20 protein-coding genes and 1 riboswitch are annotated in these 16,613 nt (G+C 36.2%); of the genes, 1 reads left to right on the top strand and 19 read right to left on the bottom strand.

The window, feature by feature from the left end:
- Positions 1–77: 77 nt before the first annotated feature.
- The 6 genes from thiE to G8Y85_RS09940 form a co-directional block, all read right to left on the bottom strand.
- Positions 78–716: a thiamine phosphate synthase gene (gene thiE, locus G8Y85_RS09965; RefSeq protein ID WP_103345563.1), complete on the bottom strand. Its 639-nt coding sequence runs from the start codon at positions 714–716 to the stop codon at positions 78–80.
- Positions 713–1,510, bottom strand: coding sequence for a hydroxyethylthiazole kinase (gene thiM / locus G8Y85_RS09960; protein WP_165805775.1), 798 nt, complete (start codon positions 1,508–1,510; stop codon positions 713–715). Before thiM ends, thiE begins: the two co-directional genes overlap by 4 nt.
- A 1-nt stretch (position 1,511) precedes the next feature.
- The gene (thiD, locus tag G8Y85_RS09955) at positions 1,512–2,318 is read right to left on the bottom strand and encodes a bifunctional hydroxymethylpyrimidine kinase/phosphomethylpyrimidine kinase (RefSeq protein WP_103345565.1); all 807 of its coding nucleotides are present in this window, start codon (positions 2,316–2,318) and stop codon (positions 1,512–1,514) included.
- Positions 2,311–3,000, bottom strand: a complete 690-nt coding sequence (gene tenA, locus G8Y85_RS09950; RefSeq protein WP_103345566.1) for a thiaminase II — start codon at positions 2,998–3,000, stop codon at positions 2,311–2,313. The genes thiD and tenA overlap by 8 nt, the downstream gene beginning before the upstream one ends.
- A 65-nt stretch (positions 3,001–3,065) precedes the next feature.
- Positions 3,066–3,165: riboswitch (TPP riboswitch) on the bottom strand.
- An 84-nt stretch (positions 3,166–3,249) separates the two neighbouring features.
- Complete coding sequence (locus tag G8Y85_RS09945) at positions 3,250–3,993, bottom strand: LysM peptidoglycan-binding domain-containing protein (RefSeq protein WP_103345567.1); 744 nt, start codon at positions 3,991–3,993, stop codon at positions 3,250–3,252.
- A 613-nt stretch (positions 3,994–4,606) separates the two neighbouring features.
- The gene (locus G8Y85_RS09940) at positions 4,607–4,969 is read right to left on the bottom strand and encodes a single-stranded DNA-binding protein (protein WP_103345579.1); all 363 of its coding nucleotides are present in this window, start codon (positions 4,967–4,969) and stop codon (positions 4,607–4,609) included.
- Between the two features lie 189 nt (positions 4,970–5,158).
- Here G8Y85_RS09940 and G8Y85_RS09935 point away from each other — a divergent pair, with 189 nt between their 5' ends.
- On the top strand, positions 5,159–5,599 hold the full coding sequence (locus tag G8Y85_RS09935) for a YwpF-like family protein (RefSeq protein ID WP_060551536.1): 441 nt from the start codon (positions 5,159–5,161) through the stop codon (positions 5,597–5,599).
- 231 nt (positions 5,600–5,830) lie between these two features.
- Here the strand turns inward: G8Y85_RS09935 and fabZ are convergent, their stop codons facing one another.
- The 13 genes from fabZ to wecB form a co-directional block, all read right to left on the bottom strand.
- Positions 5,831–6,271, bottom strand: a complete 441-nt coding sequence (gene fabZ, locus G8Y85_RS09930; protein ID WP_060551537.1) for a 3-hydroxyacyl-ACP dehydratase FabZ — start codon at positions 6,269–6,271, stop codon at positions 5,831–5,833.
- A 189-nt stretch (positions 6,272–6,460) separates the two neighbouring features.
- Positions 6,461–7,732 carry a UDP-N-acetylglucosamine 1-carboxyvinyltransferase gene (murA, locus tag G8Y85_RS09920; RefSeq protein WP_060551539.1) on the bottom strand — a complete coding sequence of 424 codons (1,272 nt, stop codon included), beginning with the start codon at positions 7,730–7,732 and terminating at the stop codon, positions 6,461–6,463.
- 82 nt (positions 7,733–7,814) lie between these two features.
- Complete coding sequence (locus tag G8Y85_RS09915; protein WP_037567490.1) at positions 7,815–8,048, bottom strand: DUF1146 family protein; 234 nt, start codon at positions 8,046–8,048, stop codon at positions 7,815–7,817.
- Positions 8,049–8,298: 250 nt separating this feature from the next.
- On the bottom strand, positions 8,299–8,703 hold the full coding sequence (locus G8Y85_RS09910) for a F0F1 ATP synthase subunit epsilon (protein ID WP_037567489.1): 405 nt from the start codon (positions 8,701–8,703) through the stop codon (positions 8,299–8,301).
- A gap of 21 nt (positions 8,704–8,724) precedes the next feature.
- Positions 8,725–10,137 (bottom strand): F0F1 ATP synthase subunit beta, encoded by a 1,413-nt coding sequence (gene atpD / locus G8Y85_RS09905; protein WP_037567485.1) that lies wholly within the window; start codon positions 10,135–10,137, stop codon positions 8,725–8,727.
- 24 nt (positions 10,138–10,161) lie between these two features.
- On the bottom strand, positions 10,162–11,028 hold the full coding sequence (gene atpG / locus G8Y85_RS09900) for an ATP synthase F1 subunit gamma (protein WP_037567483.1): 867 nt from the start codon (positions 11,026–11,028) through the stop codon (positions 10,162–10,164).
- A gap of 34 nt (positions 11,029–11,062) precedes the next feature.
- Positions 11,063–12,571 carry a F0F1 ATP synthase subunit alpha gene (atpA, locus tag G8Y85_RS09895; RefSeq protein WP_060551540.1) on the bottom strand — a complete coding sequence of 503 codons (1,509 nt, stop codon included), beginning with the start codon at positions 12,569–12,571 and terminating at the stop codon, positions 11,063–11,065.
- A 27-nt stretch (positions 12,572–12,598) separates the two neighbouring features.
- A complete protein-coding gene (locus G8Y85_RS09890) occupies positions 12,599–13,138 on the bottom strand; it encodes a F0F1 ATP synthase subunit delta (RefSeq protein WP_037567481.1) in 540 nt (179 codons plus the stop codon).
- Positions 13,138–13,644 (bottom strand): F0F1 ATP synthase subunit B, encoded by a 507-nt coding sequence (locus G8Y85_RS09885; RefSeq protein WP_037567555.1) that lies wholly within the window; start codon positions 13,642–13,644, stop codon positions 13,138–13,140. Before G8Y85_RS09885 ends, G8Y85_RS09890 begins: the two co-directional genes overlap by 1 nt.
- A 309-nt stretch (positions 13,645–13,953) precedes the next feature.
- On the bottom strand, positions 13,954–14,166 hold the full coding sequence (gene atpE / locus G8Y85_RS09880; RefSeq protein WP_037567480.1) for a F0F1 ATP synthase subunit C: 213 nt from the start codon (positions 14,164–14,166) through the stop codon (positions 13,954–13,956).
- A gap of 39 nt (positions 14,167–14,205) precedes the next feature.
- Positions 14,206–14,925, bottom strand: a complete 720-nt coding sequence (gene atpB / locus G8Y85_RS09875; protein WP_037567478.1) for a F0F1 ATP synthase subunit A — start codon at positions 14,923–14,925, stop codon at positions 14,206–14,208.
- An 18-nt stretch (positions 14,926–14,943) separates the two neighbouring features.
- Positions 14,944–15,309, bottom strand: coding sequence for an ATP synthase subunit I (locus G8Y85_RS09870; protein WP_037567476.1), 366 nt, complete (start codon positions 15,307–15,309; stop codon positions 14,944–14,946).
- Between the two features lie 158 nt (positions 15,310–15,467).
- The gene (gene wecB, locus G8Y85_RS09865; RefSeq protein WP_165805774.1) at positions 15,468–16,607 is read right to left on the bottom strand and encodes a non-hydrolyzing UDP-N-acetylglucosamine 2-epimerase; all 1,140 of its coding nucleotides are present in this window, start codon (positions 16,605–16,607) and stop codon (positions 15,468–15,470) included.
- Between the last annotated feature and the right edge of the window lie 6 nt (positions 16,608–16,613).

Genomic DNA, 16,613 nt, shown 5'->3' with positions numbered 1-16,613 from the left:
TAAAGATATATTCACATAAATGATATTTTATCACACATCTGAGTTGTGTGGAAACATAAACAAAAATAAAAATGATTTTAGTTGAAATACTGTAAATATCGTGACACAGTATTTTCAATATTTGCGCTATGTGTGATGGACGAAATCGTAGCAATGCCATCTGCACCATTCTTTTTCAATGATGCAACGTTTTCTTCGGTTATGCCACCAATGGCGACGATTGGTATCGATTCATCATAATTACGCATACGACGAATCATTTCTACGCCTCCAGGTTGTTTGGCATCTCTCTTGGTTGACGTTTGATATACGGGGCCGACACCTATATAATCAACGTGCGTTAAATCAGATTGATCATACTCTTGAAAATTACTGATACTTAATCCAATAATTTTATTATGACTTCTACTAATAAAGGATTCAATTTTGGCATCATCTTGGCCTACATGAATACCATCAGCACCAATTTTTAAAGCTAGTTCTACATCATCGTTAACTATAAACGGTACATGATACGCATTACAAAGTTTCATTAAAGCAATTGCTTCTTGTTCCTTATCCTCCCCTTTTAAAGATGAAGGTCCTTTTTCTCGAAATTGAAACATTGTAATCCCCGCTTCAAGCGCTACCTTTAGTATCTCTTGTAAAGTCCCTTTTTTTACATCTTGCGTACCAGCTATAAAATAAACACGTAATTGTTCCCTTTCAAACTTCATGTTTCTTTCACTTCTCTCTTTTTAATTTCCTGGTGATAGGATGCATCATCTACTTGATTTAAAGCATTAATAAATGACACTAAGAATGTTCCTGGTAAATCTGCCCCTAAACTTAGCTCTGCATGTTCAGCCGCTATGTTATATATTGAGACTGCTTCAATTAAAGCTTCAATATTAGGATGTTTTTGTCGTAATAAAAATGATGCAACTACGGCACCTAATAAACACCCTGCGCCAGTGATTTTAGTTAATAAAGGTGAACCGTTAGTGAGTTCAATGATTTGATGGTCTTGCACAATGACATCATTTTTTCCAGTAACGATAATGGCTGCATTGTATTTTTCATACGCTTTTAAAGCAATCTGAACATGATCTATATTTGCAGCGCTATCCGTCCCCTTCATCGTCGTTTCCGCATCAACTAATGTAAGTATTTCTGAGGCATTACCTTTAATCACATCGACATCAACTTGATTTAAAAATTGTTGGCAGTAGTCTTTACGAAATTGTGAGGCACCCACAGCAACAGGATCAAACACTATAGGAACCCCTAAATCATTCGCTTGTTTTGCTATTTCTAACATATCAGTCCCAGTTTGACGTGTCAGCGTTCCAATGTTGATTAATAATCCTTCTGTGACTTTAAAAAAATCTTTTGCTTCTTCAGGTGCCTCACTCATTGCAGGACTTGCACCTATAGATAGTAAGCCGTTAGCCGTAAAATTTTTAACAACATCATTCGTATAACAGACGATGAGTGGGTTTGTCTCTCTCAATTTAGATAAATAACTCAATTTAATCCCAACCTTTCTCCCGTTGATAAGCAAAATGATTTACAGGGCCTCTTCCTTTACCTATTTCTGGTGTATATTGAATGGCTTTAGAAATAAAATTTTTCGCTTTAGCTACTGCATCAATTATGGATTTACCTTTAGCTAATTCTGCCGTTATCACAGCTGAAAATGTACACCCAGTTCCATGCGTGTGTCGTGTAGGGAAACGTTCACTTGTAAATTGTGTTACCCCATCTTTAGTCACGAGATAATCTGTAGCATTACCCTTTAAATGCCCCCCTTTTAAAACGACACCTTTAGCACCAATATCTTTAATAAAAAACTGGCCAGCTTTAAACAAAGCCGTTTCCGTATCTAACGTCATTTGCGTTATTTCTTCGGCTTCGGGTATGTTGGGTGTGGCAACATCTGCTAATGGTAAAAGTGTTGATTTTAAATCTCGACGGACCTGTTCAGACATTAAGGCATCGCCACTTTTTGCCACCATCACAGGATCTATGACGTATGGTATCGTACTTTTTTTAACATACGATGCTATTAACGCCATCATTTCAGGTGTTGGAATCATACCTGTTTTCATCGCATGTGGTGGCGCGTCCATAAAAATACTCTCGAGTTGTTCTTCAAGCCACGACGTATCTAAGTTGTGTATATGTTGTACACCTAAGGAATTTTGAGCAACAATACTCGTGATTGCTGCCATGCCATAAACCCCACATGCATGAAATGATTTTAAATCAGCCATGACGCCTGCGCCCCCTGATGGATCCGTGCCAGCGATGGTTAACGCAATATTCAGCTTATTCATATGTCTCTCCTCCAAATGCCCAATGTTCTTGTGTATATGCCATATTAAAGAAATTACGTTCATGGACAGTACTTTCTAAAAAATTTCTCTTTAATTGTTGTTGTGCGTTATTTGATGTATTCTCTGCACAATGATTTAACCAATGATCAATATGATTCATTAAATCATCCATACCTTTTGCATAAAATTCAAACCACGCTTTAAGTGGATGGTTAGAGGAAAAATGATGTTCACGCATCGCGCGTTGACCAATTTGTTGGTAAACATATGGGCATGGTGCCATTGCAGCAATTGTATATGCGACATCATCAAAATGATATGCATTAAAATACATATGTTTAATATAATGATCTGCTGTTGGATACCATTCGCCTTCTTGAATAATTTCATTATATGATAAATTTACATAATCTGCGAGAATACGATGTGCGTCAACTTCACCTGACGATGCAAAAATAATTTGTTCTGTAAGAAATTGAATCTCTTCTTTTGAATCTACCTTAGGTATTAACAAAGCATAAATTTTAGCAAACTCAAATAAATAGCGTGCGTCTGCCTTTAGATAATGTTGAATTGCATTTTTAGAGATATCCCCCTTTAACATACCTTGAATAAAGCCATCATGGTAAATCGCATCAATGATAGGTTGTGCCTCTTGCTTAAGATTTTCAGAAAATGACATAATAATCTCCTTTCTCAATAAAAAAAGACTACTAAAAATAGTAGCCTAGTCATTATTAAAAGGATTTAATGCCTACGCTACTTCCCTACGTTAGTGTTAACTATATCAGGTTCAAAGGGTCCGAATGTAATTCATCTCAGCCATATGGCTCCCCTAGTAGTCTTTGTATTATTTAATAACAACGTAACAAAACACTTTACAAATAGCAATAAAAAAAGCACCGACATATGTCGATGCGTTTGATGTTGTTTACCACCATCCGTTAGCTAAACGGAATTGAATTGCACGGTCTACAGAACCATAGCGTGAATTTGCATAATTAATCATACCTTGCGTTTGAGTAGCTACACTACCTGTACCCCAAGCTTCTTTCGTTTGACCTAATCCTCTGTAACCATAAGGGCTTACAATGTTAGGGTTACCACCTGATTCTGGCATAACGATAGAATTCCACATCGCTGCTGTACCACCAGCATTAATAAATTGTTGATATACAGATCCTGAACCGGCTGTAGTTCTTGGTGCTTGATAGCTAGAAGTTGTTTGTGTTTGAACATTTGAATATGAAGACGCTGAATATTGTGCTACAGGTGCAGCGTACGTTTCATAAGATTGTGTTGATGTGTATTGAGTAGGAGCTGTATAGTAAGCAGCTGCATTGTATGATGACGTGTTATATGTAGTCGTATGATATGCAGTTGGTAAAATAAAATCTTGTGTCGCATGGTTACCATGTGCTGCAGCCGCAGCTTCAGTCACGTATAATTTCTCTCCTGCAATAATTAAATCAGACTCTAAGTTATTCCATGTTTTTAATTGTTCTACAGTAACATCATATTTTTTTGCAATTTTATTTAAAGTGTCACCCCATTGAATCACATGGACACCTTCTTGAATTTGTAATTGATCTTGATTTGCTGCTTCAGCATTAGTAGCAAATTGTGCTGCCGCTAATAAACCTACTGTTGATGTTGCTAAAAGTAATTTTTTCATTTAGTAATCCTCCAGTAATTGGTATAAAAATTTGTTATGTTCACAAATAATATAGCACCAGTCTTTTTCAATCACATGACAAAAATATTAAATTAACGCCCATTTATATTACAAAACCATTACAATTAGGTTGTTGCATGTAACGATTCAACTCATAAATGATTACAAAAAATAAAATTCTCATTAAATAAATCCGTTTAATCACTTAAATGGCAAACAGCTACTTAAGATGTAATGATATAGAAATAAGATCAAGATTAACATCGTATTTGTATCTTAAAAGCCTCCAATACTTATAATCATAAATATTGGAGACTTGATAGGGTTAGTTCACAGTGGCAACACATTTAAAATATTGAGTAATAAATATACGTTGTTTTGAAAAAGTAAATATATGAAATAACATAAACGAGGGGTTATCATCTGTGACTTATATACGAATAATTCATATACGTCAACTTGATATAACAGTGATTGTAAGGATGTAGCTGTGTTGAGAAAATATCTTATTGGATACATTGGGTGGAAGATAAAAACTAAATTTAATTGGAGTTATTATAAGTTAGATAAAATAAATATGGAGTGTGTGATTGGATTTCAGACAAATTGAATATTAATCATTGGACAAATTTGAATTTAGGGATGGTTTTAATAACGGATGAGATGAAAGGTTCTGAATGTGTGCAATCACCAATTCTGTAGTGTACCGCCATTCGCCTTCTTTTTCGTATCTCCTTGATTGGATATGTCCGTTGAGAGCGATGAGATCGTCATGTTGGTAAAAATCATGAATCGATTGAGCGATAGCACCAAAAGCTTTACAATTTAGAAAATCATAAATTGGCTTATCTTGCTTACTTTTGTAGTCACGTTCAATTTTAATTGTAAAAGTAACAAATGGAGTATCATGCGTATCATAATAATTAGGAGATTTTATAATGATACCGATTGCTTGAAACTGGTTGATCGTTGTCACCTCCTCTCTTGATGTATATAGCATACGCGTTGCACCGAATCTAAGGCAAGCCTAATAATATTAAATTTATACCTGTTACACCCTCAATTTTTATAAAGATTTTGGAATTTCCATAAAGAATTAAGTTATAATAAACTATAAATGAACATATTTCGTAAAGTTGAAAAAAGTTTTGAGGGGGTTGCATCAATGAAGACATTTAAAGCAGTACGCTTTCAAATTGTTACGGAAAATGGCACAGTGACAGAATACGAATTAAAAGACGGCGTGATAATAAATAAAGAAAACAGTGGTACGGGATGGTTATTAGAAGTGGTTATCTCTGATATTCACCTTGAAGAAATGGAAGCTTATATGGCATCAGAAACATTATTAGATATTAGAGTTGTCATTACGAGACCATCAAATGATCCAGCCTTATTCGATGCAACGATTAAACATATTACCCCACTTAAAGATACCATTTCAATTGTATTTGAATGTCATATTTACACATTACGTCAAGTTTATGCTGAAAATTTATTAGAACAACTCGTTGGTGAAGGCCTTGAAGGTGAAGCGCTCATTAAAACGTTTAACCGAATGATGCAATCCAAACCAAGACTTAAAGATGAACGCCAAGAAGATTAAAGAAGACATTATCCATTTGCAATATCCTATATAGCCACACATGATTGAATTTCATGTGTGGCTTTTAATTAATGCTCATTTGATGTACATGATATTCTAGACTTGTTGTTTTTTACTCTTATTAAATTTTTAATATTAATGACTTTTACGATTTAACATCATTATTATCTTAATTTTAGAAAAAACTATAAAAAAGCGGAACTGTAGTCCACACAGTCTCCGCTTTACAAATTATTGAGGGTCTTGTAATGCAAACGTTAATTCACATTGACAAGCCACTTGCCCATTTACGGTAGCCTTAGCTGTCCCTTTACCGATTGGCCCTTTAATTTTCGTAATTTCTACTTCTAATTTTAGAGTATCTCCTGGCACCACTTGTTTTTTAAAGCGACATTTATCGATACCTGCAAATAAAGCTAATTTACCTTTATTCTCTTCACTATTTAACATAGCTACAGCACCAGTTTGTGCAAGTGCCTCTGTAATCAATACGCCTGGCATCACAGCATAATTCGGAAAATGACCTTGGAAAAAAGGTTCATTACCGGAAACCTGCTTAATTCCTACACAACGTTGACCTGGCTCATACTCAACCACTTTATCAATAAGCAAAAATGGCTGACGATGTGGAATAATTTGTTTGATTTCATTGTAGTCGAAAATAGTTTCCATTATGAATTGCCTCCAATTAACGCTCGAAAATTTTCCCAAAAATGAGGATTAAGCGCATTCAATATATTATCTTGATTTATTAAAAATCCTATCATTAATCCAATAAAAAATAAAACAACTGCAATTAAAATAAATAAGGTAAGCTGAATACTTACAGATTTTTGGATATTGATCCAAACTGATGACAAGTTATTTTTTCGCATTGATACGTTGAATATCTGCGCCCAAAGCTTTTAATTTACCATGGAAATTAACATAGCCACGATCTAAATGTTTGAGTTCTGTTACAGTTGTTTCACCTTCCGCAACTAATCCAGCTAATATTAACGCAGCAGCAGCTCTTAAATCTGTTGCTTTTACTTGTGCCCCTTGAAGTTCACTTTTCCCTTCAATTTTTGCACTGCGACCTTCTACTGAAATTTGAGCGTTCATACGTTTAAATTCACCCACGTGCATAAAACGGTTTTCGAATACTGTTTCTGTAATCACTTTATGCCCTTCAGCAGTCAATAATAAAGCCATCATTTGTGATTGCATATCAGTTGGAAATCCTGGATGTGGTAATGTTTTAATGTCTACTGGATTAAGCTGTTCAGGCGCTGTCACACGAATACCATCCTCTTGATATTCAAGATTGACACCCATTTCTTCTAGCTTATAAACTAAGCTTGTCATATGCTCTTGTATAGCACCCTTAACAAATATGTCTCCACGCGTAATTGCCGCAGCTATCATAAACGTACCTGCTTCAATTCGGTCAGGAATAATAGCATGTTGAACCCCGGTTAGTGCATCTACACCATTAATAATAATGGTGTCCGTACCAGCACCTTTAACATCGCCACCCATTTCATTTATGTAGTTGGCTAAATCTACAATTTCAGGCTCTCTAGCGACATTCTCAATAACCGTACGCCCTTGAGCTAATGATGCAGCCATCACAATGTTTTGCGTTGCTCCAACACTTGGAAAATCTAGGTGAATATCACTTCCGATTAATCCATGTGGACATTCAGCATAAATATAACCAGCCTCTTGATGAATTTCAGCACCTAATGCTTCAAAACCTTTGAGGTGTTGTTCAATCGGTCTAGAACCAATAGCACAACCACCAGGCAATGCTACTTTAGCTTTACCAAGGCGTGCTAATAATGGTCCCATCACTAAAATGCTTGCTCGCATTTTGCTTACATATTCATATGGTGCTTCTTCTTTTAATTCTTTCGAAGCATCGACTGTAACTGATTGTTTCTTTTCATTATATTTTACTTTCGCATTGAGCACATTTATGACATTGTTAATCGTTTCAACATCACTTAAAGCAGGCACATTGATAAGCTCACTTTTACCTTTACTTGCTAATAACGATGCTGTAATGATAGGTAAAACTGCATTTTTAGCTCCTTCAACTTGAACTTCCCCTTTTAGGGTATTGCCGCCTTTTACAATAATTTTATCCATGTTATTTACATCCTCCACTATTTACACACTTACATAATTAATTATAAACTTCTTGCAATACGCTTAAACTTATCTCATTCATTTATTTGATTAAATATTGAATTTGAGTTGAAAATTGTAATAAATCAATTATAAAGTTACTCATACTCGTCCCTAGTAAAATTGCGATAAATATGAGGGCAACTTGAACTTGTTTTGGGTAACCTTTTTTAAACAATTGGTCTAACCGTAGCGCATTGATGCTCCAATACGCAATACATATACAGATGACATGTAGTATGAGATGTACAATTGCAAATTGTCCTAAATATTCCATTTTAAGATGCTACCCCTTTAAAGTTAATCTTATTCAATTTTACATGATTTACGTATGAATTCCCAATGTAATCCTTCCAATATATGGTTTCAACTTCCCTCTTATTTAAGACTCGCATAGATAATATCATACGACTTTTCCAAAGATTTGTATATACAATTAATCAAAATAGCATGATATTTGTTTATAGATGAACAGTATGTAAATATGTTAAAACCCACTAGTACATACCAGTGGGTTTTATAATAAATTATTTAAATTTAGCAACTTCGATACGATTTTCTGCACGTTTTAACGCACGTTCTGCACGTTTTAGGTCTGTATCTTCTTTATCTCCATCAAGATAAAACGTTGCACGTTGTTTTGCTGATTTCGCACGCTCTAAGTCTATATCTTCAGCTGATTCAGCTGATTGTACAAGGATATTAACTTTTTCTTGACGTATTTCTGCAAAACCTTCAGTTACAGCTATATAGTCGGATTGACCATTGCACTTAACTTTAATATGTCCAATGCGTAATGGCGCAACCGTCGGAATGTGACCATGCATCACACCCATTTCGCCTGCTGTTGTTTGTAAGACAACAATTTCCACATTGTCTTGTTTATAAACAGAACCATTAGGAGTGACGATATCTAAGGTTAATGTATTCATTATCCAAGCCTCCTAATCGTATTAAACTTCAACACCCATGTCTTTTGCTTTTGCAAGCACATCATCAATACCACCAACAAGACGGAATGCATCTTCAGGAATGTGGTCATATTTACCATCTAAAATTGCTTTAAAGTCTTGAACCGTATTTTTAACTGGTACATAAGATCCTTTTTGACCTGTAAATTGTTCCGCTACGTGGAAGTTTTGAGATAAGAAGAATTGAATTCGACGCGCGCGTTCAACCGTTTTCTTATCTTCATCAGAAAGTTCATCCATACCTAGAATTGCGATAATATCTTGTAATTCACGGTATTTTTGTAATGTAGATTGAACTTGACGTGCTACTTCATAGTGCTCTTGACCGACAATTGTTGGCTCTAATGCGCGTGATGTAGAAGCTAATGGGTCAACCGCTGGATAGATACCCATTTCACTTAATTTACGCTCTAAGTTCGTTGTTGCATCTAAGTGCGCAAACGCTGTTGCTGGAGCTGGGTCAGTATAGTCATCGGCTGGTACGAATACCGCTTGAATTGATGTAACTGAACCTTTATTCGTTGACGTGATACGTTCTTGTAATTGACCCATTTCTGTAGCTAATGTTGGTTGGTAACCAACGGCAGATGGCATACGTCCAAGAAGTGCTGATACCTCAGAACCTGCTTGTGTAAAACGGAAAATGTTGTCAATGAAAAGTAATACGTCTTGACCTTGCTCATCACGGAAATATTCAGCCATTGTCAATCCAGAAAGTGCAACACGCATACGTGCACCAGGTGGTTCATTCATTTGACCGAATACCATCGCTGTTTTCGCAATTACGCCACTATCTTTCATTTCATAATATAAATCGTTACCTTCACGTGTACGTTCACCTACACCGGCAAATACAGAAATACCACCGTGTTCTTGCGCGATGTTATTGATTAATTCTTGAATTAATACTGTTTTACCTACACCGGCACCACCGAATAATCCGATTTTACCACCTTTAATATAAGGTGCAAGTAAATCTACTACTTTAATACCTGTTTCTAAAATTTCAACTTCAGTTGATAATTCGTCAAATTGAGGCGCTTGACGGTGAATTGGATCACGACGCACAGAGGCATCGATTTCTGGATCAAGGTCAATTTTATCTCCTAATACGTTGAATACACGTCCTAAAGTCGCATCACCAACTGGAACACTAATCGGTGCACCAGTGTCTTTAACTTCAGCACCACGTTGAACTCCATCTGTTGAGTCCATCGCAATAGAACGGACAACATCGTCACCTAAATGTAACGCTACTTCTAAAGTAAGTTGTTCTGTCTTACCATCTCTCGTCACATCAATAACTAGTGCGTTGTTAATGTTTGGAATTTCATTATGGTCAAAACGCACGTCAATGACTGGCCCCATGACCTGAGTTACACGGCCTAATCCCATGTTAGTTCCTCCTTATTATTAAACTTATTCTAATGCTGCTGCGCCACCAACAATCTCAGTGATTTGTTGCGTAATCGCTGCTTGTCGCGCACGGTTGTATTGTAATGATAAATCGTCAATTAAATCTGTTGCGTTGTCTGTAGCATTCTTCATCGCATTCATACGAGACGCATGTTCACTTGCTTTGGCATCTAAAATCGTTCCATAAATTAAACTTTCAATATATTGCGGTAACAGCACTTTTAATATTGATTCTTTATCTGGCTCAAATTCGTAAGATGACATTGCACCATGTCCTAAAGAAGAATCTTCTGGTGATAATGGCAACAGTTTTTTACTTTTTGGTGTGTTTTCAATCACACTGACATAATGGCTATAATAGACGTTTAATTCATCAATTTCCTCTTCACTGTATAAATCAACGGCACGTGTCGCAATGGATTGAATTGCTTTGAAAGAAGGTTGATCTGGAATATCAGTGAGTCCATTCTCAACCGTATAACCGCGATTCTCTAAAAATGAAATACCAATTTTACCAAGTACAATTAAACGATATTCGTCTTTACTGTTATGACGTTTCTCGATATCACGAATCATTTTCTTCAGTACATTAGCACTATATGCACCTGCTAATCCACTATCACTTGTAATGACCATATATCCTACACGCTTAACTTCACGCTGATTTAACATAGGATGGTTGGTTGTTGCATTTGAACCAGCTATAGCTGTGATTGCATCTTCCATTTTTTCCATGTACGGTCGGAATTGTTTCGTGTTACGTTCTGCCTTACGAAGCTTAGAGTTAGAAACCATGTTCATCGCACTTGTGATTTGTTTCATCTTTTTAGTTGATTTTATTCGTGAATCTATTTCTTTTAAAGAAGCCACTATCTCACCACCTTATCTCATCATATATTTGACATTATTCGGATTTTTTAAAGCTTTGTTTAAAAGCATTAATTGCTTTTTCAAATTTCTCATCTGCAGGTAAGCCACCTGTTTCACGAATTTCTGTGAAAATGTCATTCGCATTACCTTTTGTCCATTCGATAATTTCAGCTTCAAAACGTGTAATGTCTTCTACTGGAATATCATCTAAGTAACCTCGAGTTAATGCGTAAATGATTAAAACTTGGTGTTCAACAGGAAGCGGTTTGTTTTGGTCTTGTTTTAATACTTCAACCGTACGCTTACCTCTTTCAAGTTTTTTAGCAGTTGCTTCATCTAGATCAGAACCAAATTGTGCGAATGACTCAAGCTCACGATAAGATGCTAAGTCTAGACGTAATGTACCTGCTACTTTTTTCATTGCTTTGATTTGTGCTGAGCCCCCAACACGTGATACTGAAAGACCCGCATTAATCGCTGGACGCACACCTGAGAAGAACAAGTCTGATTGTAAGAAGATTTGTCCATCAGTAATTGAGATAACGTTTGTTGGTACGTATGCAGAAATGTCACCTGCTTGTGTTTCAACGAATGGTAAAGCAGTAATAGAACCGCCACCTAAATCGTCATTTAATTTAGCAGCACGCTCTAATAAACGGCTATGTAGGTAGAATACATCACCTGGGTAAGCTTCACGACCTGGCGGACGACGTAATAATAATGATAATTCACGGTAAGCAGCGGCTTGTTTCGTTAAATCATCATATACTACTAATACGTGTTTGCCATTAAACATAAACTCTTCTGCCATAGAAACACCTGCGTATGGCGCGATATATAACATTGGTGATGGTTGAGCTGCAGAAGCTGAAACAACAATTGTATAATCTAATGCGCCTGCTTGACGTAACTTCTCAACTGAAGCACGTACTGTAGACTCTTTTTGACCAATTGCGACATAAACGCAAATCATATCTTGATCTTTTTGGTTTAGAATTGTATCAATTGCTACAGTTGTTTTACCCGTTTGACGGTCTCCGATAATTAACTCACGTTGACCACGACCGATTGGAACTAATGCGTCGATGGCTTTAATTCCAGTTTGTAATGGCTCATCAACTGATTTACGAGCCATAACGCCTGTCGCTTTTTTCTCGATAGGGCGTGTTTTAGTCGTATTTAATGGACCTTGTCCATCGATAGGTTGGCCGAGTGGGTTAACAACACGACCGATTAATTCTTCACCTACAGGCACTTCCATAATACGCCCTGTACGTTTAACTTCAGCACCTTCAGTAATATCATCGTAAGGTCCTAAAATAACAACACCTACGTTTGTTTCTTCTAAGTTTTGTGCTAATCCAAGAACGCCGTTATGGAATTCTAATAATTCGCCAGCCATAACATCGTTAAGTCCATGAACCAATGCGATACCGTCACCAATTTGGATAACTGTCCCTACATCAGTTACAGACATTTCAGACTCATAATTCTCAATTTGAGAGCGAAGTAATGCACTAATTTCCTCAGCTTTTATGGCCATCTATGTCACTCCTCTTTCATTTCGTATTTAATGTGCGCTACTGAATCTTCTAGCTAATTGTTCGAGATCATTTTGTACACTTCCATCGTATACTTTTGTACCGATTTTAACTTTAACACCGCCGATGAGTGATGTGTCTACTGAAGTATGCACTTTTAGATCTTTTAAACCTGTACGTTTTACTAACGCTTCTTTTATATGTTCTACTTCTGCATCAGATAATGGGCGTGCAGAAACGAGATATGCATCATCTAACCCATGAAATTCATTATAATGATTTTCAAATGCCTTAAACACATCACCTAATAATGATAAGTTACGATGGCTTGCCATAACCTTTAATGTGTTCATTAAGTATGGATGTACGCCATTAAATACATTTGAAACTAATGTTTGTCTTTCATCTAAAGTGAATTTAGGTTCTAAATCAATGAAATGTAATCTTGAACCTTCACTTTGAATACTTGTATTAATCTCAGTGAAATCTTTATAAATCTCTGAAAGCACTTCAGCCTTAATAGCAACGTCAAAAAGGGCTTGGGCATATTTTTGAGCAACTTGCGCCATTATTTATCCCCTACCTCTTTAATGTACTTGTCAATAAGGTCTTTTTGATCTTGCTCAGAAATTTCTTTACGTAACACTTTAGAAGCAATTAACACAGAAAGTTCAGAGACTTGACTATTAATTTCAGCTAATGCACGTTCTTTTTCACTCTTGATTTCACTTTGAGCCGTTTCGATCATACCATTCGCACGTTGGTTCGCTTCATGAAGAATTTCTTCTTGTTGGCGTTGCGCTTGTACTTTAGCTTCTTCAAGCATTTTATGTACTTGATCTTGTGTTTCTTTTAACGTTTTTCTATTTTCTTCTTCTAGACGTTGCGCATTCATTTTTGCACGTTCTGCATCATCAATATCTTGATTGATTGAATGCTCACGATCGTCCATAACCTTTTTAAGTGGGCCCCATGCAAACTTTTTAAGTAGGAAAAGTAAGATGACGAACGTAAAAATCGTTACAAGAATGTCACCAATATTTACACCACCGGCACTAGCTGCAAAGGTTAACATGTTGGTTGTCAATTTGCTGTACACTCCTTTCAATCATTTCATCCATAAATTACAAAACTACCACATCACGATTGTAAATGTGTTCTATCCATCGTATAAAGATGAATGTTAAACAATTTGTAATTCAATAATATGCAAGCCTCACCTTGCACTTACGTATCACTATATTGCTTTATCGAATAAGGTTTACCACCATTTAAATAACAAATGAGATTTATAAACCATAAAATTTAGGGCGGGGAATAATAATATGATTTAACCCCGCTCAGGAAACCTTAATGATTATGAAAATGAAATCCATTCAATAGATTAGCTAAATAATACGATGAATGTAATAACTACACCAATGATTGGAAGTGCCTCAACTAAACCGATACCGATGAACATGATTGACATTAATTGTGTACGTGCCTCTGGTTGACGTGCTACACCTTCTACTGTTCTTGAAACGATTAAACCGTTACCAATACCTGCACCAAGTGCTGATAAACCAATTGCGATTGCTGCTGCGATTAAACTCATTATATAAATCCTCCTAATTTGTTAAGTTATAGTTTTATTTTAATGGTTATCTGCCACTTTGTGTGACATATATACCATTGTTAACATGATAAAGATATAAGCCTGGATTGCACCTACGAAGATTGAAAAACCTTGCCATACAATTAAGCCTGGAATACCGATAATCCAACCAAATGCGCTAAACGTCACTCCTGCAAGTAATCCTAATAAAATCTCACCTGCAAAAATGTTACCGTAAAGACGAAGTCCTAATGTTAATGTAGAAGCAAATTCTTCAAATACATTAATAATAACTAATGCTGGATATGGTTGGACATAGTTATGAAGGTAAGCTTTTGTACCTCGCATTTTAACACCGTAGTAATGTGTAAGAATGACCATCATCGTAGCAAGTGTTAAAGTAACATGAGGGTCTGCTGTTGGTGATTTCCACCATAAATAGTGGTTTGCCAACAATTGAAATGGTAGACCTAGCATATTCGCTACAAAAATAAATAAAATTAATGTAACTGCTAAGAAGTGAAAGTGTCCTCCCTTAGACCATGCCATGTTACTTTCAATGATGCCTCGAACAAAATCGAATACCCATTCGATAAAGTTTTGTGCACCTTTAGGTCTTTTCTGAAGATTTCGTGTACATAAGACTGCAATCGTAAACACGATAATTGCTGTGATGATTAACATCATTACCGTCGATAAGTTAAAGTTAATATCTAATCCTAGAAAATGCCAAGTTACTATTGGACTTTTATGACCCATCTAAAATTTCACCTCTTTTCAATTAGAGTTACGTGTGTCCTTCTTAATCAAAGGACGAAAAATCATAAAAACATATGAAACCATTAGCCCTACAAGCACACCGATGATATGTATCTGTTCTTGAAACGCAACCCAAGTTGCACAAGCGAGAATTGCTATGAAATAACGCCAATTTCCACCTGTTGAAATGGACCCTACTCGTGTTTGTTTCGCACGATGCAAGTAATATTCAAAGATGATTGTATTAAACGTTGAAGCAAGTAAGCCCACCATTAATCCAAGAACAAAAGCGTGGTGTACCCAAAAATAAAGCATAATGAGGCCTACCCAGAGGCAAATGTAATATGTCAAAAACGGCTGTGTACAATTATAAAAACGTACCATAATGAACCTCTTTTCCACTTTTAGGAACATATATGAAAGCCGTTCCATGCATACAACTTTCATAATAATATAGGGGCAAAAGCGTGTCAATTATGCATTTAACAGGACTGACATCTATGAATCGAGTTGTCACAAAATTGACACATTTGATTTTACCTCTATGCTTCAGGTTGGAATGGTTCCGGCTTAGAATCCGATAAACCAAAATAGTATTGAATATGGTCACAAATTCTTTTAGATGCGCGACCGTCACCATAAGGGTTTTGAGCAATGCTCATTTTTTTATAGAGCGCTTCATCAGTTAATAGTGCTTTCGTATATTGATAAACATCTTCCTCATGAGTCCCAGCTAATTTTAATGTGCCAGCTTCAACACCTTCAGGACGTTCTGTCGTATCCCTTAAGACTAATACAGGCTTACCTAACGAAGGAGCTTCTTCTTGAACACCACCAGAATCCGTTAAAATCAAGTGAGATTGATGTGCAAAATTATGAAAATCAACAACCTCAAGCGGCTCAATCAGTTCAATACGATCATGATTGCTAAGATACTTGTATGCAATATCTCTCACTTTAGGGTTTTTATGCATAGGATAGACGATAACCGCATCTTCAATATCTTCAACGATTCGTCTTGCCGCTTTGAATATATTTTCCATCGGCTCTCCAATATTTTCTCGACGATGAGATGTTAATAATATAATGCGTTTATCTTGATGACGTTGGATTATGTCTGATTCATACTGTTCGTTAATTGTGGTATGCATTGCATCAATCGCTGTATTACCTGTAACGACTACAGATTTCGGATCTTTATTTTCGTTTAATAAATTCATCTCCGCTTGATGCGTCGGAGCAAAATGTAGATCTGCCATGATACCTGTCATTTGTCGGTTCATTTCTTCAGGAAATGGCGAATATTTTTGCCAAGTTCTTAATCCCGCTTCGACATGACCTATACTGATTTCGTTATAAAAGGCAGCTAAACTACCTGCAAACGTCGTTGTCGTATCACCGTGTACTAAAATCATATCAGGCTTCACTTCTTTAATAACGCCTTCAAGCCCCGTTAAAACGCGTGAAGTTACTTCAGACAAGGTTTGTCCAGGTTTCATCACATTTAAATCGTAATCAGGTTCAATATTAAATGTTTCTAAAACAGAATCTAACATTTCACGGTGCTGTGCCGTTACAACTACAATAGGTTCTAAATGAGGCTCTTGTTTAAGTTGTAGTACTAGCGGTGCCATTTTTATTGCTTCTGGACGCGTTCCAAAAATCGTCATAATCCTTTTCATTGAATA

This window comes from Staphylococcus sp. 11007852, assembly GCF_011394325.1.
Classification (GTDB): Bacteria; Bacillota; Bacilli; order Staphylococcales; family Staphylococcaceae; genus Staphylococcus; species Staphylococcus agnetis.
The sequence above is the reverse complement of the archived record's forward strand: the minus strand, read 5'-3'. Positions and strand labels throughout refer to the sequence as shown.

What these genes read in the sequence shown, in the direction of transcription:
- thiE (WP_103345563.1), bottom strand. Translation starts at nt 716, where the DNA reads ATGAAGTTTGAAAGGGAACAATTACGTGTTTATTTTATAGCTGGTACG.
- thiD (WP_103345565.1), bottom strand. Translation starts at nt 2,318, where the DNA reads ATGAATAAGCTGAATATTGCGTTAACCATCGCTGGCACGGATCCATCA.
- tenA (WP_103345566.1), bottom strand. Translation starts at nt 3,000, where the DNA reads ATGTCATTTTCTGAAAATCTTAAGCAAGAGGCACAACCTATCATTGAT.
- G8Y85_RS09945 (WP_103345567.1), bottom strand. Translation starts at nt 3,993, where the DNA reads ATGAAAAAATTACTTTTAGCAACATCAACAGTAGGTTTATTAGCGGCA.
- G8Y85_RS09935 (WP_060551536.1), top strand. Translation starts at nt 5,159, where the DNA reads ATGAAGACATTTAAAGCAGTACGCTTTCAAATTGTTACGGAAAATGGC.
- fabZ (WP_060551537.1), bottom strand. Translation starts at nt 6,271, where the DNA reads ATGGAAACTATTTTCGACTACAATGAAATCAAACAAATTATTCCACAT.
- murA (WP_060551539.1), bottom strand. Translation starts at nt 7,732, where the DNA reads ATGGATAAAATTATTGTAAAAGGCGGCAATACCCTAAAAGGGGAAGTT.
- G8Y85_RS09915 (WP_037567490.1), bottom strand. Translation starts at nt 8,048, where the DNA reads ATGGAATATTTAGGACAATTTGCAATTGTACATCTCATACTACATGTC.
- G8Y85_RS09910 (WP_037567489.1), bottom strand. Translation starts at nt 8,703, where the DNA reads ATGAATACATTAACCTTAGATATCGTCACTCCTAATGGTTCTGTTTAT.
- atpD (WP_037567485.1), bottom strand. Translation starts at nt 10,137, where the DNA reads ATGGGATTAGGCCGTGTAACTCAGGTCATGGGGCCAGTCATTGACGTG.
- atpA (WP_060551540.1), bottom strand. Translation starts at nt 12,571, where the DNA reads ATGGCCATAAAAGCTGAGGAAATTAGTGCATTACTTCGCTCTCAAATT.
- G8Y85_RS09890 (WP_037567481.1), bottom strand. Translation starts at nt 13,138, where the DNA reads ATGGCGCAAGTTGCTCAAAAATATGCCCAAGCCCTTTTTGACGTTGCT.
- G8Y85_RS09885 (WP_037567555.1), bottom strand. Translation starts at nt 13,644, where the DNA reads ATGTTAACCTTTGCAGCTAGTGCCGGTGGTGTAAATATTGGTGACATT.
- atpE (WP_037567480.1), bottom strand. Translation starts at nt 14,166, where the DNA reads ATGAGTTTAATCGCAGCAGCAATCGCAATTGGTTTATCAGCACTTGGT.
- atpB (WP_037567478.1), bottom strand. Translation starts at nt 14,925, where the DNA reads ATGGGTCATAAAAGTCCAATAGTAACTTGGCATTTTCTAGGATTAGAT.
- G8Y85_RS09870 (WP_037567476.1), bottom strand. Translation starts at nt 15,309, where the DNA reads ATGGTACGTTTTTATAATTGTACACAGCCGTTTTTGACATATTACATT.
- wecB (WP_165805774.1), bottom strand. Translation starts at nt 16,607, where the DNA reads ATGAAAAGGATTATGACGATTTTTGGAACGCGTCCAGAAGCAATAAAA.